Origin of the sequence: Fibrella rubiginis (assembly GCF_017353185.1) — a bacterium.
GTDB lineage: Bacteria > Bacteroidota > Bacteroidia > Cytophagales > Spirosomataceae > Fibrella > Fibrella rubiginis.
Genome location: NZ_JAFMYV010000003.1, coordinates 15,084 through 31,173, shown reverse-complemented (window position 1 = coordinate 31,173; position 16,090 = coordinate 15,084). Strand labels below are relative to the sequence as shown.

16 protein-coding genes are annotated in these 16,090 nt (G+C 54.5%); 8 read left to right on the top strand and 8 right to left on the bottom strand.

What is annotated here, in order from left to right; all coding sequences use genetic code 11:
* Window positions 1-12: 12 nt before the first annotated feature.
* The 7 genes from J2I47_RS06980 to J2I47_RS06950 all read left to right on the top strand — a co-directional run bounded on the left by J2I47_RS06980 (window position 13) and on the right by J2I47_RS06950 (window position 8,663).
* A complete protein-coding gene (locus J2I47_RS06980) occupies window positions 13-1,386 on the top strand; it encodes a RagB/SusD family nutrient uptake outer membrane protein (protein WP_207363855.1) in 1,374 nt (457 codons plus the stop codon).
* 399 nt (window positions 1,387-1,785) lie between these two features.
* On the top strand, window positions 1,786-2,964 hold the full coding sequence (locus tag J2I47_RS06975) for a glycosyltransferase family 4 protein (protein WP_207363854.1): 1,179 nt from the start codon (window positions 1,786-1,788) through the stop codon (window positions 2,962-2,964).
* Window positions 2,961-3,935, top strand: coding sequence for an NAD-dependent epimerase/dehydratase family protein (locus J2I47_RS06970; RefSeq protein WP_207363853.1), 975 nt, complete (start codon window positions 2,961-2,963; stop codon window positions 3,933-3,935). The genes J2I47_RS06975 and J2I47_RS06970 overlap by 4 nt, the downstream gene beginning before the upstream one ends.
* 27 nt (window positions 3,936-3,962) lie before the next feature.
* A complete protein-coding gene (locus tag J2I47_RS06965) occupies window positions 3,963-5,120 on the top strand; it encodes a LegC family aminotransferase (protein WP_207363852.1) in 1,158 nt (385 codons plus the stop codon).
* Window positions 5,121-5,141: 21 nt separating this feature from the next.
* Window positions 5,142-5,882 carry a sugar phosphate nucleotidyltransferase gene (locus J2I47_RS06960; RefSeq protein WP_207363851.1) on the top strand — a complete coding sequence of 247 codons (741 nt, stop codon included), beginning with the start codon at window positions 5,142-5,144 and terminating at the stop codon, window positions 5,880-5,882.
* Window positions 5,883-6,021: 139 nt separating this feature from the next.
* Window positions 6,022-7,080 carry a sialidase family protein gene (locus J2I47_RS06955; RefSeq protein ID WP_229374377.1) on the top strand — a complete coding sequence of 353 codons (1,059 nt, stop codon included), beginning with the start codon at window positions 6,022-6,024 and terminating at the stop codon, window positions 7,078-7,080.
* Window positions 7,081-7,112: 32 nt separating this feature from the next.
* Window positions 7,113-8,663 (top strand): T9SS type B sorting domain-containing protein, encoded by a 1,551-nt coding sequence (locus tag J2I47_RS06950; RefSeq protein WP_207363850.1) that lies wholly within the window; start codon window positions 7,113-7,115, stop codon window positions 8,661-8,663.
* A 15-nt stretch (window positions 8,664-8,678) separates the two neighbouring features.
* Here the strand turns inward: J2I47_RS06950 and J2I47_RS06945 are convergent, their stop codons facing one another.
* The 3 genes from J2I47_RS06945 to J2I47_RS06935 form a co-directional block, all read right to left on the bottom strand.
* Window positions 8,679-9,089, bottom strand: a complete 411-nt coding sequence (locus J2I47_RS06945; RefSeq protein ID WP_207363849.1) for an HNH endonuclease — start codon at window positions 9,087-9,089, stop codon at window positions 8,679-8,681.
* A gap of 316 nt (window positions 9,090-9,405) precedes the next feature.
* A complete protein-coding gene (locus J2I47_RS06940) occupies window positions 9,406-11,178 on the bottom strand; it encodes an ABC transporter ATP-binding protein (protein WP_207363848.1) in 1,773 nt (590 codons plus the stop codon).
* Window positions 11,179-11,357: 179 nt separating this feature from the next.
* On the bottom strand, window positions 11,358-11,930 hold the full coding sequence (locus J2I47_RS06935) for a hypothetical protein (RefSeq protein WP_207363847.1): 573 nt from the start codon (window positions 11,928-11,930) through the stop codon (window positions 11,358-11,360).
* Between the two features lie 127 nt (window positions 11,931-12,057).
* On the opposite strand from J2I47_RS06935, the gene J2I47_RS06930 reads away from it, so the two are divergent.
* Window positions 12,058-12,447 (top strand): MerC domain-containing protein, encoded by a 390-nt coding sequence (locus J2I47_RS06930; protein ID WP_207363846.1) that lies wholly within the window; start codon window positions 12,058-12,060, stop codon window positions 12,445-12,447.
* Between the two features lie 35 nt (window positions 12,448-12,482).
* Here the strand turns inward: J2I47_RS06930 and J2I47_RS06925 are convergent, their stop codons facing one another.
* From J2I47_RS06925 to rplU, 5 genes are all read right to left on the bottom strand, one after another.
* A complete protein-coding gene (locus J2I47_RS06925; protein WP_207363845.1) occupies window positions 12,483-12,722 on the bottom strand; it encodes a CBU_0592 family membrane protein in 240 nt (79 codons plus the stop codon).
* Window positions 12,723-12,729: 7 nt separating this feature from the next.
* Window positions 12,730-14,205 (bottom strand): NADH-quinone oxidoreductase subunit N, encoded by a 1,476-nt coding sequence (locus tag J2I47_RS06920; protein ID WP_207363844.1) that lies wholly within the window; start codon window positions 14,203-14,205, stop codon window positions 12,730-12,732.
* Between the two features lie 150 nt (window positions 14,206-14,355).
* Window positions 14,356-15,177, bottom strand: a complete 822-nt coding sequence (locus tag J2I47_RS06915) for a TerC family protein (RefSeq protein WP_207363843.1) — start codon at window positions 15,175-15,177, stop codon at window positions 14,356-14,358.
* A 185-nt stretch (window positions 15,178-15,362) separates the two neighbouring features.
* Window positions 15,363-15,656: a 50S ribosomal protein L27 gene (rpmA, locus tag J2I47_RS06910; RefSeq protein WP_207363842.1), complete on the bottom strand. Its 294-nt coding sequence runs from the start codon at window positions 15,654-15,656 to the stop codon at window positions 15,363-15,365.
* A 14-nt stretch (window positions 15,657-15,670) separates the two neighbouring features.
* Window positions 15,671-15,988, bottom strand: coding sequence for a 50S ribosomal protein L21 (rplU, locus tag J2I47_RS06905; RefSeq protein ID WP_207338654.1), 318 nt, complete (start codon window positions 15,986-15,988; stop codon window positions 15,671-15,673).
* Window positions 15,989-16,090 lie beyond the last annotated feature (102 nt).

Below are 16,090 nucleotides of genomic sequence, written 5' to 3'. Positions count from 1 at the left end.
CCCCTCAGCATCATGAAAAAACAACTAATTCTTAGCCTGACAGCCCTGCTCATCAGCCTGTCGGCCTGTGATAATAGCCTGAATATTCAGCCGCGGCAAAGCATCGACGCGGCCACGGCCCTGTCTAACGACCAAGACGTTACGTCGGCCATCATAGGTGCCTACGGTCAACTGGGGAATGGTGCCCTATACGGCACCAATTTGCTGCTGATACCTGATATCTACGCGCCCGACAACTACGTGATCTGGCGGGGTACGTTTGCTTCGTATCGCGAACTGGCCCTGAAAACCCAGACCAACGCCAACGCCGAAGCGCAGCGTACCTGGCTAACGGCCTACGCCGCCATTAACACGGTGAATAACGCGCTGGCGTCGCTGAGCGTGGTAAAGGACGCCACTACGCGCAGTTCGCTGGAAGGTGAGGCCCGGTTTATCCGGGGTATTTTGTTCTTCGAACTGGTACGACTATACGCCCTCCCCTGGGCTACCGGTACGCAAAATCAGCAACCAGGCATTCCGCTGGTACTAACGCCAAGCACCACCGCCGAACAGGCTTCGGCTCAGGTAGCCCGCGCCACGGTAGCCGATACGTACAAGCAAATCGTAGATGACCTCACCAAGGCTGTAGCCCTGTTACCTACCGACAATTCGACCCGGGCCGACAAGTATACGGCACAGGCTTTTTTAGCGCGGGTGTATTTGCAACAGGAAAACTACGCGGGTGCACTGGCTGCTGCCAATGCCATCATCAGTTCGGGCGTGTATCGGCTCAACTCGTCGGTGACGGCTGCGTTCCGGAACCGGAATACGCAGGAAAGTATCTTCGAGATTCAGCAGAACGACCAGAACAATGCCGGTACGGCCAACGACGGCCTGACTACGTTTTACGCCAGCATTCCTACTGACGCTGCTCCGCTGGGCCGTGGTGATGTGCAGGTGAGCAACACGTTTGTGAGCACATTTGCCCCCACCGATGCCCGCCGTAATGAACTGCTCTACATTGGCTACAAGGGTGGTAATCGCTACTACACAGGCAAATACACCAACTTCGGTGATAACATACCCATCGTGCGGCTGGCCGAAATGTACCTGATCCGGGCTGAGGCCAACACGCGCCTTAACTCGGTGGTGGGCGACACCCCCGGCAATGATATCAGCCTGATTCGGGCGCGGGCGGGCGTTGGTGCCATTGCCGCCCCCACACTGGCGCAGATCTTGCAGGAACGCCGCTTCGAGCTTGCCTTTGAGGGCCATCGCCTCCACGACCTCAAGCGGTTCCGCCAAAGCCTGGGCACCCTGGCCTGGAATTCGCCCCGTCTGGTGCTGCCCATCCCTAAGCGTGAAGTTGACGTGAACCCTGCGCTGGTACAAAACGAGGGGTACTAGTCAATTCAAGGCCTATAGTGCAAAAGCGGTCTGCCGGCAGGAGGTCAACCTCCCGCCGGCAGACCGCTTTTGCATTTACGGGATATGACCGCCGGTTGAAAACTGATGGCTGTCCAGGGGTTTGCCCCCGTAAACATACCCTGGTTAGAAATACACCCCCTTGCCGCTGCTCTTATGTCGCCAAACACATTGCCGCCGCCTATTTATTAAGCGTAAGCATACGTAGCTAATCGGCTTTGAATCAGGTACTTGATTTATAGTTATTCTTTACCACTTCCATAGACTTTGTTTTGCATCTTTTTGGGGAAAAACTATATTTACTCACTTCTCAATTTCAGGTTTAATCATATTGACATATAGCTATAATCCTATTGACCAGCTTGCCTGCCCCTGTGTGTTATGCGTGTGCTAGCCATTCACAACGTATTATGGAGCCACTACAAAGCCGCCGTATACCGGCGACTTTATACGCATGCGCAAACTAGTCAGGATTTCACCTTCCATGTCCTGCAGATAGCATCGACCGAACCCGGCCGCACCGAACTGGGCGAAGTTGATCTAAGTCAGCATCAATACAGTTTCGACCTGCTCTTTAACACCAGCAGCGATAACATACGCCTGGTAGACCGCACCCGCACCCTGCTCCGGCATGTGCGGCGGTACCGGCCCGACCTGATTTTGCTCAACGGTTATTATGATCCTGCCAGTTGGGTTGTGCTGGCCTATGCTCGCCTGAAAGGTATTGCGGTGTTGTCGGAGGTGGAGACAACCGCCGTGAGTCGCCGCCGGGTGTGGTGGAAAGAACTCATTAAACCAATCTACGTCAGTCAGTGCGCCGGTTTTCTGTGCCTGGGTAGTGCCGCCCGCAGCTATGTGCTTCAGCTTGGGGCTCCTGCCCAAAAAGTGCTCACTATCCGAAACATCGGCGTCGACAATGAAGCGCTCGATAAGCTGTATCGGCAGGCACTGCCCAGCCGCGAGGCGGCCAAGGCACACCTGCAATTGCCCCGCTACAACTTCATTTTTGCGGGCCGGTTTGCGCCGGAAAAAAACCTGTTGTTGCTGATTCAAGCCTTTGCCGAGTTAAAACGTACCAGCCCGGATGCTGCGGAGTGGGGGCTGATTTTGAGCGGGAACGGCAGTCAGAGGGCTGATTTAGAGACTTTTGTTCGTGCCAATACTGTGCCGGACGTGCGGATGCTGCCCCCCTGCGACTGGCACGAAGTACCGGGCCGATATACCCTGGCCGACGTGATGGTGCTGCCCAGCCTGTTCGAACCCTTCGGCTTTGCCGTTAACGAAGCCATGATCTACGGTATGCCCATGCTGGTGTCGCAACGCTGCGGCAGTGTGCCCGACCTGCTGCGGGACGGCGTAAACGGCTACACGTTTGATCCCGAAAACAGGGCCGATCTGGTGGCCAAAATGCGTCTGATGATCCAGGCCAAAGACCAGTTTGCGGCCATGGGCGAGGTGTCCAGGCAACTCATCACCTACTTCTCGCCCGAGGCGGTGCACCGTGATTTGGTAGCCAGCATCAACCGCTTCAACCATCGTATAAAACAACCCGCACCATGATCAACAACGTGTTAGTAACCGGCGGCGCTGGCTATATCGGTTCGCAACTGGTTCGTATTCTTCTGGACGAAGGTTATCATGTGTCTGTTATCGACAACCTGAAGTTTGGGGGAGAGGCCCTGATGGCGCTGACGGCCCACCCGCGGTTTACGTTTCATAAAGGCGATTTGCGGGTCTCTGCCGACGTGGAACGGGCCGTAGCGGGGGTTGATGCCATCTGTCACCTGGCGGCTATCGTGGGCGACCCGGCATGCCGACTATATCCCGAAGAAGCTACCGAAGTGAACTGCACGGCTTCGGAACAACTGTTTGAAACGGCCGAAAGAATGGGTGTCCAGCGGTTTGTTTTTGCCTCAACCTGTAGCAATTATGGCAAAATGGACGATGCATCGGCCTACGTTGTGGAAGAGTCAGCGCTGGCTCCGGTGTCGCATTATGCCGAAACGAAGGTAGCCTTTGAAAACTACCTTATGCGCCGGAGGGCCTCGCCCGTGGTATTTACCATCCTGCGATTCGCTACGGTCTATGGCATCTCGCCCCGCATACGTTTCGACCTGACCGCCAACGAGTTCACCCGCGACGTGACCGTTGGCAAGGAACTAACCATTTTTGGTGAACAGTTCTGGCGGCCCTACTGCCACGTCTACGATCTGGCCAATGCCATGGCGCTGACCTTGAAATCAGACAAAAATCTGGTGCAGCATGAAGTATTCAACGTGGGGAGTACGGCCGAGAATTACACGAAAAAGATGCTCGTGGGTGAAATTGGTCAGGTGGTGCCGACGCTGAAAGTGCAGTATATCCACAAAGACGAAGACCCCCGTGACTACCGCGTCAACTGCGACAAAATCAGTCAGAAGCTTGGTTTTGCCATCACCCGAACCCTGCCGGAAGGTATTCGTGAGGTGCATCGGCTGGTGCGCAGCGGTCTTATTACAGACTCGTATTCAGCGCGTTACCGCAATATATAGTGTCCACCCTTAACCCGCCTTCAGCTCTTGATTCCTCTCTGCGTACCCAACCTGATCGGCAACGAATGGGCCTACATCAAGGATTGTCTCGACACCAACTGGGTATCGGCTACGGGACAGTATGTGAACCGGTTCGAGAAAGCCCTAGCCGACTACACCGGTGCCCGCTATGCCGTAGCGGTGAGCAGTGGCACCACGGCCCTGCACATCAGCCTTCTTGTGGCGGGTGTTCAACCCGGCGACTTTGTTATTGTGCCTAACCTGACGTTTGTGGCTACGGCCAATGTGGTGACCTACATGGGCGCACGGCCCCTGTTGCTCGACATTGACCCCGACACCTACCTGCCCGATCTCGACCTGCTTGAAGACTTTCTGGAAACCCAGACGCGGCTGCTCAACGGTGTATCGGTTCACACAAAAACGGGTTGTCCGGTGCGCGCGCTGATGCCCGTGCACACGTTGGGCAATATGGTTCAGATGGAGCGCATGCTGGCGCTCTGCGACCGGTTTGGGCTGACGTTGATTGAAGACACGGCCGAGGCGCTGGGCTCATTTTACAAAGGGCAACATGCCGGTACGTTTGGGCGAATGGGGTGCCTGAGCTTCAATGGCAACAAAATCATCACGACCGGTAGCGGGGGCATTATCCTGACCAATAATGAAGCCGACGCCCGCCGCGCCAAGCACCTGACCATGCAGGCCAAGGCCTCGGCGGTGGAGTACCTACACGACGAAGTAGGCTATAACTACCGGCTGGTAAACCTGCTGGCGGCCATGGGGCTAGCGCAGATGGAATCACTACCCGACTTTGTTCGGCGCAAGCAGGCGATCAACCAATACTACCTCGACGCTTTTGCCGGTATAGAAGGCATCCGGTGTCAGCGCATCACCGACGGCGTTTCGTCAAACTACTGGCACGTGGTGATCTGCGTTTCACGCCGCGATGAACTGCTGACGTACCTGGCCGAAAATAACGTAGAAAGTCGTCCGCTCTGGATTCCTATGAACCGGTTGCCCGCTTTCCGGCAGGACCGGTATATCAGCCGCCACGACCATACCGGTCGTATTGCTCAGGAAGGGATCATGCTTCCTTGTTCAACCTCCATCAGCGACGCAGATCTGGAAACTGTCAGTAGCCTTGTCTGCTCGTTTTGTACTCAATTGACACCCGTACACGCTCGATAATATGTTGACCAATAGGCCTTTATGGAAAATGCCCTTCTACCCATCAGTGCGGTCATTGCGGCAGGCGGACGAGGATCCCGGCTCGCTCCCCTGACAGACTTCCTACCCAAACCACTGCTCCACGTAGGCGGGCGGCCTATACTGGACTGGCTGATCGACCACCTAATCCAGCAGGGTATCGACGACATCACCCTTACGGTAGGCTACCGGGCCGACCAGATTATGAACCACGTAGGCCAAGGGCTGGAACGGGGCCTGTGTTTTCGGTATATATGCGAAGACAAACCCATGGGCGACGTTGGTGTGCTGGGCACTACAACGGATTGGCAACATGACTACATCCTGTTGATCAACGCCGATCTGTTCACCAACGTCAATATCCAGACCCTATACCAGGAACTGGTGCTGCACGATGCCGATATGGTGCTGGCTACCTTTCAGTATTCGGTACGCATTCCGTGGGGTATTCTAGACGTGATTGGCAACGAGGTGCATTATATCCGGGAAAAGCCAGAACTGCTGTTTCAGGCCAATGCGGGCATTTATCTGTTCAAACGTGCCTTGTTATCGCTGATACCTGCCAATGAACCCTTCAATGCCTGGTCGCTGGTATCGAGAACCATACAGGCTGGTTTCAAAACGATTTCGATACCCATAGACGGCTACTGGTACGACATTGGCAACGTGGCAGAATACAAACGGGTAAATGCGTTGGTAGCCAGTCAGGAGCACCTGGCCGAACAACTACACCTGGCATCGTAGCCAGGTGACGGGCAGTGCGTAGGCCGGCTTTTTCAGACATCGTCATGTAGATCCATATAAGCCATTTCGTTTACAGGATATAGTCAGGCGTTTGTGCTTTGTCAGGTACTGCTTACGTTACCTAACGCACTCATTGGCTATGCTTCCTGTTCGTTTGCTGTACACCAGCTTGGTACTTGCTGTGTTTGTGATTTCCGGGCATCGGTTTCTCAACGAAGGGCGCACACTGGCACCGGGTCATCTGCCCGTTGTTATCGCCGACGAGCGTGGGGGTATTCATCTCACGTTTGGTAACGACAGCACCATCTTTTATGCCTTCTCTGCCGATGGTGGCCAAACGTTTACGGCCCCTGCGGTGGCTGGCGTGCTGCCTAATCTGGTAGCCGGGGCTACCCGTGGGCCGCAAATTGCCGTAACAGACCGTTACCTGCTGATTACGGCCGTCGATAAAGCGGGTAATGTATTCGCCTGCCGCCGAAATCGGGCCACCGGACAATGGTCACCGCTCCGCCCAATCAACGACGTGCCAGAAGTAGCCAAAGAAGGTTTTCAGGACGTGGTAGGAACAGCGGATGGTGCGTTCCACGCTGTATGGCTTGATCTGCGGGGCAACCAGAAAAACAAGCTTGTTGGTGCTACCTCAACCGATGGCGGACAGACGTGGTCGGCCAACCGGATCATTTACCAGTCGCCCAGTGGCTCGGTTTGCGAGTGCTGCCGGCTATCGATGGCGGCCTCGGGCAACAACATCTACGTCATGTTCCGAAACTGGCTAAACGGCTCACGGGACTTGTACCTCGCCCACTCGGCCGATGCCGGGAAAACTTACACAACCCCGCAAAAGCTGGGCAACGGCACCTGGAAACTGGCCGCCTGCCCCATGGACGGAGGCGGCTTGGCACTTACCAAAACGGGTAAACCCATTACGGTATGGCGGCGCGAAGGCACGGTCTACCAGGCCTCGCCGGGCGAGGCAGAACAGGCCATTTCGGCGGGTAAGAACGGTAGCATAGCCAGCAGTGTCGGTCGACCGGTATTGGCCTGGGAAACGGCTGGAACGATCTACGTGAAACAACCCGACAAGCCAGCCGTAGTGCTGGGCACCGGACAACTACCGCGCCTAGCCGTAGCAGGTCAGACGGCCGTGGTTGTTTGGGAAAACAAAGGTCAGGTTCAGTCAGCCACGCTGGCTATGTAGTCACTGGCAGCGGGATGTAGGCTCTGATAGAGATGCGACAAAACCTGGGTATCGACACCTGGTCCAGACATTCTTTCTGGATACTCTGCTGGCTCGTGCTGGCAGTAGCCGGTACCGCTACGGGGCAGTCGCTGATACCCAACGGTGGCTTTGAAACATACCGTAACTGCCCGCGGCAAGATAACCTGCTGGAAGAAGCGGTACCCTGGTATAACCCAAACCGGGCCACGCCCGACTTCTACAACGGGTGTTTCCCAACGGATCAGATCGAGTTGCCGCCGCATTCCGGTGCTGGTTTGGCCCGGCTGTTTCTGGACAAAGGCTGGGCCGAATACCTGGCTACACCCCTGACCAAACCCCTCGAAGCGGGCAAATGCTATTACTTCGAGATGTACATCAGCACCCGAACGCCTAACCAGTATGTGCCGCAAACGATAGGTGCTTGTTTTTCAAGTCAGCCCATTACGTCGCTGGCCAAAGACCTGTTGCCCGTTCGTCCACAACTGCTTGACTCACAAGCTAAAACGATCACAGGTCCTTATAAATGGGACAAAATTAGCGGTACCATCAAAGCCGTCGGCGGCGAACAGTTTGTGACTATTGGCAGCTTCAATACACTACCGGTTTTTCTGGGTTTCTACTACGTCTTTATCGATGATGTGGCACTGCTGCCTGTGGACCTTAATTTGGGTAATGACACTACGCTATGCGGTCGGAAAAGTACATACCTGCTCAAAGCCACTACGCCCGGTGCTATAGACTATAAATGGAGCGACGGCAGCACATCGCCAACGTATCTGGTGAAAAAACCCGGCAAATATTGGGTCACAGTAACCACACCCTGCAATACTCTGAGCGATACCATCACGGTTGATTATGCCCTCGATTTCACGCTCGGGGCCGATACTACCCTGTGCAATGGTCAGTCGCTTGTGCTAATGGGGCCAACCAACGCGCCTACTTACCGCTGGCAGGATGGCTCCGGTCAGCCTACTTTTCAGGTTGGGCAACCGGGTGAGTATAGCCTGCAAATAAGGCAGGCCGGATGCGTCGCCGCCGATACGATTCGGGTTAATTTCATCAAACGGCCTCAGCTTGAACTGGGTGCCAACAAAGAACTCTGCGGGGCCGAGGTCTACACCCTCAGGCCTGCCGTGGCCGAAGGCACTTTCGCCTGGCAGGATGCTTTCCCCCAAACCGAGCGCACCGTCAGTCACTCCGGCACTTACCGCGCCACCGTACGCAACGCCTGCGCTACCGTACAGGATTCTGTGGCAATAGACTACGGTGAGTGTGGCTGCATCGTGTACGCACCCGACATTTTTACGCCCAATCACGATGGTCAGAACGACGTTTTCCAGCCCATTGCCTGCGGCGATATTGCAGTGCAATCATTGTCCATTTTCAACCGGTGGGGTGAGTTGATCTTCCACACGGAGACGGCTCCTTTTGAGTGGAACGGAATGTGTAAAGGGGCCGTTTGCCAGCCCGGCGTCTATGCCTGGCATATAGATTATACGTTACAGCAACGCGAAAAAACGAGCCAGAAACAAATGCAGGGGCGGCTTGTGGTGGCTTATTGATGAGGTAATGGAATTTTACGGATATAGGCCTAAGTCGATCAGTTGTTGACGAAAAATAAGGCGGTCTATGTCATTGAATTTAAATAGTTTAACAGTAGCCCTGCCTATATCAGTCTTGCCATGAATGGTCCCGTTGTCAAGCTCGAAATGATCATCCCAGCGATCTTTTCTTGGATTATAGAAACGAATAAGCGACTCCCCATCATCGCTGAATGTGCCAATGTCAGAACCCTTGTAATAATTGCAATCAGGACAACAATAAGCAAGATTTATTAGGTCGTTTGTGCCCTCGTGTTTAAGGCTTTTTATATGTTCGATATGAAACTTGTAAAGTGATACTCGCTCTGCCACCAAGCAATATTCACATTGTGCATTTGCCCGTAGCGAAACCTTTCTCCTAACTGCAAGCGGAATAGACCGACTCACGCCCGAAGCATTTTTATAGCCCTTGCTTTCGCCAGGCCTACGATACGGTTGAGTATCAGGTATTGCTCAATTTCGGCTCTCTCCTCAGACGACAGAGTTGCTTCCCTCTGTTTATCTAGCAAAAAATCGAGTCGTTTCTGGTGCGTTGGGGACGGTTTGAAATTCACCACCTTTTGGGGGTCCATGCCAGCGATGAACGTTGATACTTCGTCGAATACAGATGTTGGCCTGTTCATTTTTGTTGCCGTTGGCTTTCCACAAATCTACTTTCTTTGGCGCGTTACCACAAAGCTCCCTGATGCCTCTTAAACGAAACCTACGCTAAAGCCATTTCCTTCTTTTCACCGATTTGCTGCCGCCACATAGCGTAGTAGAGGCCTTTGTGGGCGAGGAGTTCGGCATGGGCACCCTGCTCAACAACGTGGCCTTTTTCCAGTACAAAAATGCGGTCGGCGTGGAGGATGGTGCTGAGGCGGTGGGCAATCAGGATGGTGATGCGGTTCTGCGATGCCGACAGTTGCCGCACGGTGTTGGTAATCTCTTCCTCAGTCAGTGAATCCAGCGCCGACGTAGCCTCGTCGAAGACAAGCAGGGCGGGTTGGCGCAGCAGGGCACGGGCAATGCTCAGGCGCTGCTTTTCACCCCCCGATACCTTCACGCCGCCTTCGCCAATGACCGTATCCAGTCCTTGTGGCGCGCGAGCCAATAAGCCATCAGCCGCGGCCTGATGCAGCGCCCGCAGGCAGTCGGCGTCGGTGGCGTTGGGTGCCACGAAGAGCAGGTTTTCGCGGATGGAACCGGCAAAAAGCTGCGTATCCTGCGTCACAAAGCCGATTTGCTCGCGCAGTTCGTCCAGATCAACGTCGGTACCAGGAATGCCATTATACAGAATCTGGCCTGTTTTTGGCTGGTAAAGGCCCACCAGCAACTTCACCAGCGTGGTCTTACCCGACCCCGACGGCCCCACAAACGCGATGGTTTCGCCCGTTTTCACGTCAAACGAAATGCCCGCCAGGGCAGGCGTGTTGGCCGACAGGTGTTTGAAGTGGACATCCTCGAATGCCAGGTTTTCGATGCGCCCCACCGCCTGCGGATGCGCTGGTTTCTCGTCGCGGGGGGTGTCGAGAATACGCCGGAAGTTGGCCAGCGACGCCTCCGTTTCGCGGTATACGTTGATGATGTTACCCAGTTCCTGCAACGGCCCGAAAATGGCGAATGAGTAAATGAACAAGGAGAAGAACTCGCCCACGGTGATCTTGCCCTGCACCACCAAAAACAGCATCAGCAGCATGATGGCGTTGCGCAGCAAATTCACAAACGTGCCCTGAATGAACGACAGCGAGCGTATGTAGCGCACCTTCTTTAACTCCAGTTTCAGAATCTTACTGGTGGTACCATTGAGGCGTTCGGTCTCCTGTTGGGCCAGACCCAGGCTTTTTACCAGTTCAATGTTGCGCAGACTTTCGGTGGTTGATCCGGCCAGGGCGGTGGTTTCAGCCACGATGTTCTTCTGTACCACCTTGATCTTTTTGCTCAGCAATGAGCTCACAAAGCCCAGTAGCGGGATGGTCAGAAAATAGGCCGGGGCAATGGGCCAGTAGACTGTGCTGGCGTACCACATCACAAAGACAATGCCCACGATAGACGTAAACAGCACGTTGACAAACGACTGAATCAGCTTCTCGACATCGGTACGCACTTTCTGCAAAATCCCCAGCGTCTCGCCCGAACGCTGGTCTTCAAACACCTGGTAGGGGAGTTCCAGCGAATGCTGCAGGCCGTCGGAATACATCTTCGCGCCAAGCCGCTGCGTGATCACGTTGACGTAATAATCCTGGAAGTTTTTGGCAATGCGGCTTACCATAGCCACGCCCAGCGCCTGCAAAATGAGCAGACCTGACCCTTTTTGAAGAAATCCCCAGAAGTTGATGTCGCGCCAGGTACCGCCGGGCTTCACCACGTACTGGTCAATTATTTTGCGGAAAATGTAGGGGTCGAGGAGGGAGAAAACCTGATTGATAGTCGCTAGCACAAGCGCCAGGATCAGCAGGCCCCAGTAGCGGCTGAGGTAAGAGTACAGTAGTTTCATGAGCAGCGACGGCGTGTTATCGAATGCCAACCGAACCGGATGGCGCCAACTTTATAAACTCCATATCGCCAAAAAAGGTGGCAATGAAAAGAGTGGTGAGTGATAAGTGGTAAACGATGAGTGGTGAGTAAAGAAGCCAGTGCCAACCTACGCACTCATCATTCATCGTTCACCACTATTTATTTTATCGTCAGCCCAAAGTTCAGGTTCACATCGTCGGAGCCGGGGGTAGGGCTACCATCTTTCACAGCCGTGCCGTTGATGGGCGGCTGGTGACGGAGGCGTACGTTGAACGTGCCCGTACCCGCCGTGCCGGTGCGTATGGTACCAGTGATCCCCACAGGTAGGTTTCGGCTGTCTTTGTCGCCATAGGTATAGGTGAGGAGCGCGGCCGGGGTGGTTGCGTACACAAGCAGGTGCTCATCCTTTTTTGAATTGACCTCGTCCGTGACCGATACGGTTGGCGTTTTGCTTTCGTCGAGCAGATCGACAGTCAGGCTGTAGCTGGTGTTAGCGGTCAGGGTGATGGTATCGAACTTGGTAGGGGCTGCCCCGCCGTCGCCGTCTTTGTCCTGGTACGTGGCTGTTTGGGTGTTGGCCGTGCCTGCCTGAGTAAACCGCAACGTGACGGTGGTAATCAGTTCGTTTTCATTAGCTGGCAAAGGGTCTGTCCCTTTTTTGCAGCCATTGAGTGCGAACAGGAAACTAATGCCAACAATCCAGCCAAGCCGCAGCCCGTTTTGAGTACGCATAATAAAGATGTCTTCGTTTGAATAACAAACATACAAATATGCAACGTTGTTGCAACTATTTTTGCAACCTTATTGCAACTACGGCAGTTATGATCGTAGTTTTGTGAAGAGGCAATCAAGAGCGACTATGAAGACGGACTTCATCGACAAGAAGGCAGATTACATTGGCATAACCGGTTCGGTGCTGTGCATTATTCACTGCATGGCTGCTCCGGTAATGGTGATGACTTCGGGCTTTTTGCGCAACGATGACACCCTGCGTACCGGCTTCCTGGGTCTCGACTGCGTGTTTATTGCCATTAACATTTTGGCCGTTTATTTCGCTACACGCCACCACACATCAACCACAATCCGTGCGGCCCTATGGGGTTTTCTTAGTGCCTTTGCGCTGGCCCTTTTGCTGGAAAACACCAGCCACGTCTTTGAGTACGTCGCCTACGTGGCCTCTGCCGGACTGGTCATTACGCACCTCATCAACCTCCGCCTGCACCGTCTCCAGCATTCGAATGGAGTGTAAGGTCCAGGGTGCCGGGCAACTCTGAACCTTGGACATCAAGCCGTTTTTCGGCTTAGTGAAAAGACTGCAATCAGCACCCAAACCACGTTAACAAGCGCCGATGGGTACGCGCCGTGGTAGTAAGTGTTGACCACAAAAAACAGTCCACCCACCAGATTCGCCCAGATGTAGCGCGGGTCTTTGGCGTCCAGCTTACCCTGCATGTTCAGAAAATAAGCACCCACAATGAGGGCAGAGGCTATCCAGCCCAGGGTTTCAATTGTGTAATGAAGCATGAGAGGTTTATAAATCGGCAATCAGCCGCAACAGCCAGTCGGGCTTTAGAAACAGCAGTACTACCGGTGGCACCGTAATAGCCAATGCTACCCACTGGCCCGCCGTAAGCCGTATTGGTTGCAAAACAGCACCAGCTGGGACCGGGCGGAAAATGAGCAGAAACGGAATGCGCAGATAATAGAACAGCGACACCACCACGTTGGCCAGTCCAATGCCGTAGAGCCAGATCAGCCACGGGTTGCCGGTTGTCTGATACGCCTCGAACAGGGCCGAAAAAGACAGCAGCTTGGCCGTAAACCCCACCGTAGGCGGCAGCCCGGTTAAGGCCAGCATGACCACTGTGAGGCATACGCCCAGCAGGGGGGCCGCCGAAAAACGTCCCGCAAAATCAGCGATGCGTAGTGAGCCGTTCGGAGCCAGCGCGTCGATCAGGAAAAATGCCGCCAGGGTAATGAACAGGTACGTGGCGACATAAAACGTAGCCGCCTCAAAACCCGACTCATTCAGCGCCACCACACCCACCAGCAAAAAGCCCGCCTGCGCAATGGTCGAATAGGCCAGTAGCCGTTTGGCATCGGTCTGCCTTAGCGCCGAGAGATTACCCAGCAGAATTCCTGCCAGTGCCACTACGGCCAACGGCGTTTGCATTTCCGCCGACGGCCCCGCCGACAGTAACCGCATCAGCACCAGTAGAGCCGCCGCTTTAGGACCGATAGAAAAAAACGCGGCCACGGGTATGGGCGCGGCTTCGTAAGCGTCGGGTGTCCAGATATGAAATGGTACCGCCGAGAGTTTAAACAGCACCCCAGCCAGGGTTAGCAAACCCGCTACCAGTGCCACGGGGCCACCCTGCGCCAGTAGCCCGGCAAAGCCATCAGACGTGACGTCGAGCGTGCCGGTCAGACCATACAGCAGCGACATGCCATAGAGCATAATGGCTGAACTGACGGCCCCGAAAAGCAGGTATTTCAGCCCGCCTTCGGCTGCTTTCCGGTCGGCCACAAGGCCCGTGAGCAGGTACGACGCAATGGAAACCAGTTCAATGCTCAGGTAGATGACCAGCAGGTTTACGGCCATCGTAAGCAGGTACAGCCCCAACACCATGCCCACCAGCAGCACATACCATTCGGTGGGTAGTGGTCGCCTGGGAGCTAGCGAGGCACTCGTTCCGGTAGCCCAAAGCAGCACAGCAATAGCCCCCAGCGTAACGATGGCTTTAAACAGCAGGGCCTGCCTGTCCAGAAAGAACATGTTCATAAACAGGCTGCCACGCTCTGTTTCAGCAATGGCCAGCCCACCGGCTGCCAGCAGCCCGGCCACCGCGATGCCTGTTAACCAGCGTCGCGCAGTGGCTACGTCGGTTTGGCGCAACAGGATCAGTTCCGCCACCAGCAAACCGCAAAACAGCATGCCCAGCCATAGCTCGGCACCCACGCCGCCCAGACTGTCCAGTATGTTTTGTAATTGTTCGGTGAGCGACATGGCTGGATTTACGACGTACGAGCGGTCCGCCGCTGCGGGGCGAATGACGATTTATAGCCGACGTGGGTGGACCAATAGTAAGGCTACGTCTACAACAGCCCCAAATCGTCATTCGTCCCGCAGCGGCGGACCGCTCGTACGTTGTAAATTTTAAATAATTCCTTCCTTCTCCGCCTGGTCTTCATAACCACGCATATGGATGGGCTTCTGATTTTTGCGCAGTTTCATGTTCAGCACTTCGACCAGCAGCGAAAACGCAATGGCGAAATAAAGATAGCCCTTTGGTACTGTGCCCACGGGCGAGTTGAACAAGACCACTTCCGACAGGTGGGCGCCTTCGGCAATGAGCATAAACCCGATCATGATCAGAAACGACAGGCCCAACATCTGGATACTGGGGTGCTCATTGACGAACCGGCCTACGGGACCGGCAAAGAACATCATGATGAGAACAGACAAGATCACAGCTATGATCATCACGGTCACGTTTTGGGTCAAGCCCACGGCGGTCAGGATCGAGTCGATAGAGAATACGACGTTGATAATGGCGATTTGGGCCACCACACCGCCTACGCTGTTTTTAGGAGCCCCTTTCTGCTCGGGCATGACATCGTCGCCGTGGGGGTCGCCTTCCAGTTTATGGTGAATTTCGGAGGTGGCTTTGTAGAGCAAAAACAGCCCGCCAACGAGTAAAATAATGCTTTGGCCTGTGGGCGCCGCCACCAGCCAGCCCGTGTCGATATGGGTAAAGGGTTTGCTGAGCGAGATCAGGATGGAAATACCAAACAGCAGCACCACCCGAAAAATCATGGCCAGCAGCAAGCCAATGTTCCGGGCTTTGGGCTGGTCGGCGCGGGGGAGTTTATTGGCGGCAATGGAAATGAAAATGATATTGTCTATTCCCAGAACGATTTCCAGGAACGTAAGGGTCAGCAGGCTGATAATGGCCTCGGCTGTGAAGAGTTGATCCATGAGTGCGTGGTAACGAAAGCCCAAAATTACCCCGCTGACCTCTTCGGAACAAACAGGCTACAGTAATGAGTGGCCCGGTCCATGAATGGGGCTTGGGCGGGATGAGCACTAAAAAACCGCCTGCTGATGAGAACAGGCGGTTTTTAATAACTTGACGGCCACTGGCACCGGGCCAGCGTTTGTGGTTAAGCGACTACCTCAGCCACCGGAGCCGCAACGGCTACCTCGGCAGGAATCACGTTCACCAGCGACCGGTCGTCACGACCTTTGCTGAAGTGTACGGTACCTTCGACTAAGGCGAACAGGGTGTGGTCACGACCCAGACCCACGTTTTTGCCGGGGTGGTGTTTCGTGCCGCGCTGCCGCACAATGATGTTGCCGGCAATCACTTTCTGACCGCCAAACAATTTTACGCCTAAGCGTTTGCTGATACTATCCCGGCCGTTCCTCGAACTACCGACGCCTTTCTTGTGTGCCATCTTTTTGAGGAGTATTAAACGGTAATGTCGTTGATTTGAACTTTGGTCAGGTACTGACGGTGACCATTCTTCTTCTTGTAGCCCTTGCGGCGCTTCTTTTTGAAGACGATGACCTTTTCACCTTTCAGGTGTTCGACGATAGTGGCCGAAACCGCTGCGCCTGCCACGAGGGGTGCGCCTACGGTAATCGTGCCTTCGTTGTCAACCAGGAGAACCTTCACCTGGTCGGAGGCAAGTGCAGCGTCCACGTCACCTCCCAAACGATGGGTATAGATGAAGCGGCCCTTCTCGATCTTAAACTGCTGCCCTGCGATCTCTACGATTGCGTACATGATTGTGTGTATAACTTGAAAATGAGGGTGCAAAGGTAATAAAAAAGTTTGCAGTTTTCAGTTTACAGTTTTCAGTGTTCCGGCAGGTCGCTGAAAACTGTA

Bases quoted from the DNA above. Each gene is read 5' to 3' on its own strand.
- J2I47_RS06970 (WP_207363853.1), top strand. From the start codon at position 2,961: ATGATCAACAACGTGTTAGTAACCGGCGGCGCTGGCTATATCGGTTCG.
- J2I47_RS06960 (WP_207363851.1), top strand. From the start codon at position 5,142: ATGGAAAATGCCCTTCTACCCATCAGTGCGGTCATTGCGGCAGGCGGA.
- J2I47_RS06930 (WP_207363846.1), top strand. From the start codon at position 12,058: ATGAAGACGGACTTCATCGACAAGAAGGCAGATTACATTGGCATAACC.
- J2I47_RS06915 (WP_207363843.1), bottom strand. From the start codon at position 15,177: ATGGATCAACTCTTCACAGCCGAGGCCATTATCAGCCTGCTGACCCTT.
- J2I47_RS06950 (WP_207363850.1), top strand. From the start codon at position 7,113: ATGCGACAAAACCTGGGTATCGACACCTGGTCCAGACATTCTTTCTGG.
- rplU (WP_207338654.1), bottom strand. From the start codon at position 15,988: ATGTACGCAATCGTAGAGATCGCAGGGCAGCAGTTTAAGATCGAGAAG.
- J2I47_RS06920 (WP_207363844.1), bottom strand. From the start codon at position 14,205: ATGTCGCTCACCGAACAATTACAAAACATACTGGACAGTCTGGGCGGC.
- J2I47_RS06935 (WP_207363847.1), bottom strand. From the start codon at position 11,930: ATGCGTACTCAAAACGGGCTGCGGCTTGGCTGGATTGTTGGCATTAGT.
- J2I47_RS06975 (WP_207363854.1), top strand. From the start codon at position 1,786: ATGCGTGTGCTAGCCATTCACAACGTATTATGGAGCCACTACAAAGCC.
- rpmA (WP_207363842.1), bottom strand. From the start codon at position 15,656: ATGGCACACAAGAAAGGCGTCGGTAGTTCGAGGAACGGCCGGGATAGT.
- J2I47_RS06925 (WP_207363845.1), bottom strand. From the start codon at position 12,722: ATGCTTCATTACACAATTGAAACCCTGGGCTGGATAGCCTCTGCCCTC.
- J2I47_RS06955 (WP_229374377.1), top strand. From the start codon at position 6,022: ATGCTTCCTGTTCGTTTGCTGTACACCAGCTTGGTACTTGCTGTGTTT.
- J2I47_RS06980 (WP_207363855.1), top strand. From the start codon at position 13: ATGAAAAAACAACTAATTCTTAGCCTGACAGCCCTGCTCATCAGCCTG.
- J2I47_RS06940 (WP_207363848.1), bottom strand. From the start codon at position 11,178: ATGAAACTACTGTACTCTTACCTCAGCCGCTACTGGGGCCTGCTGATC.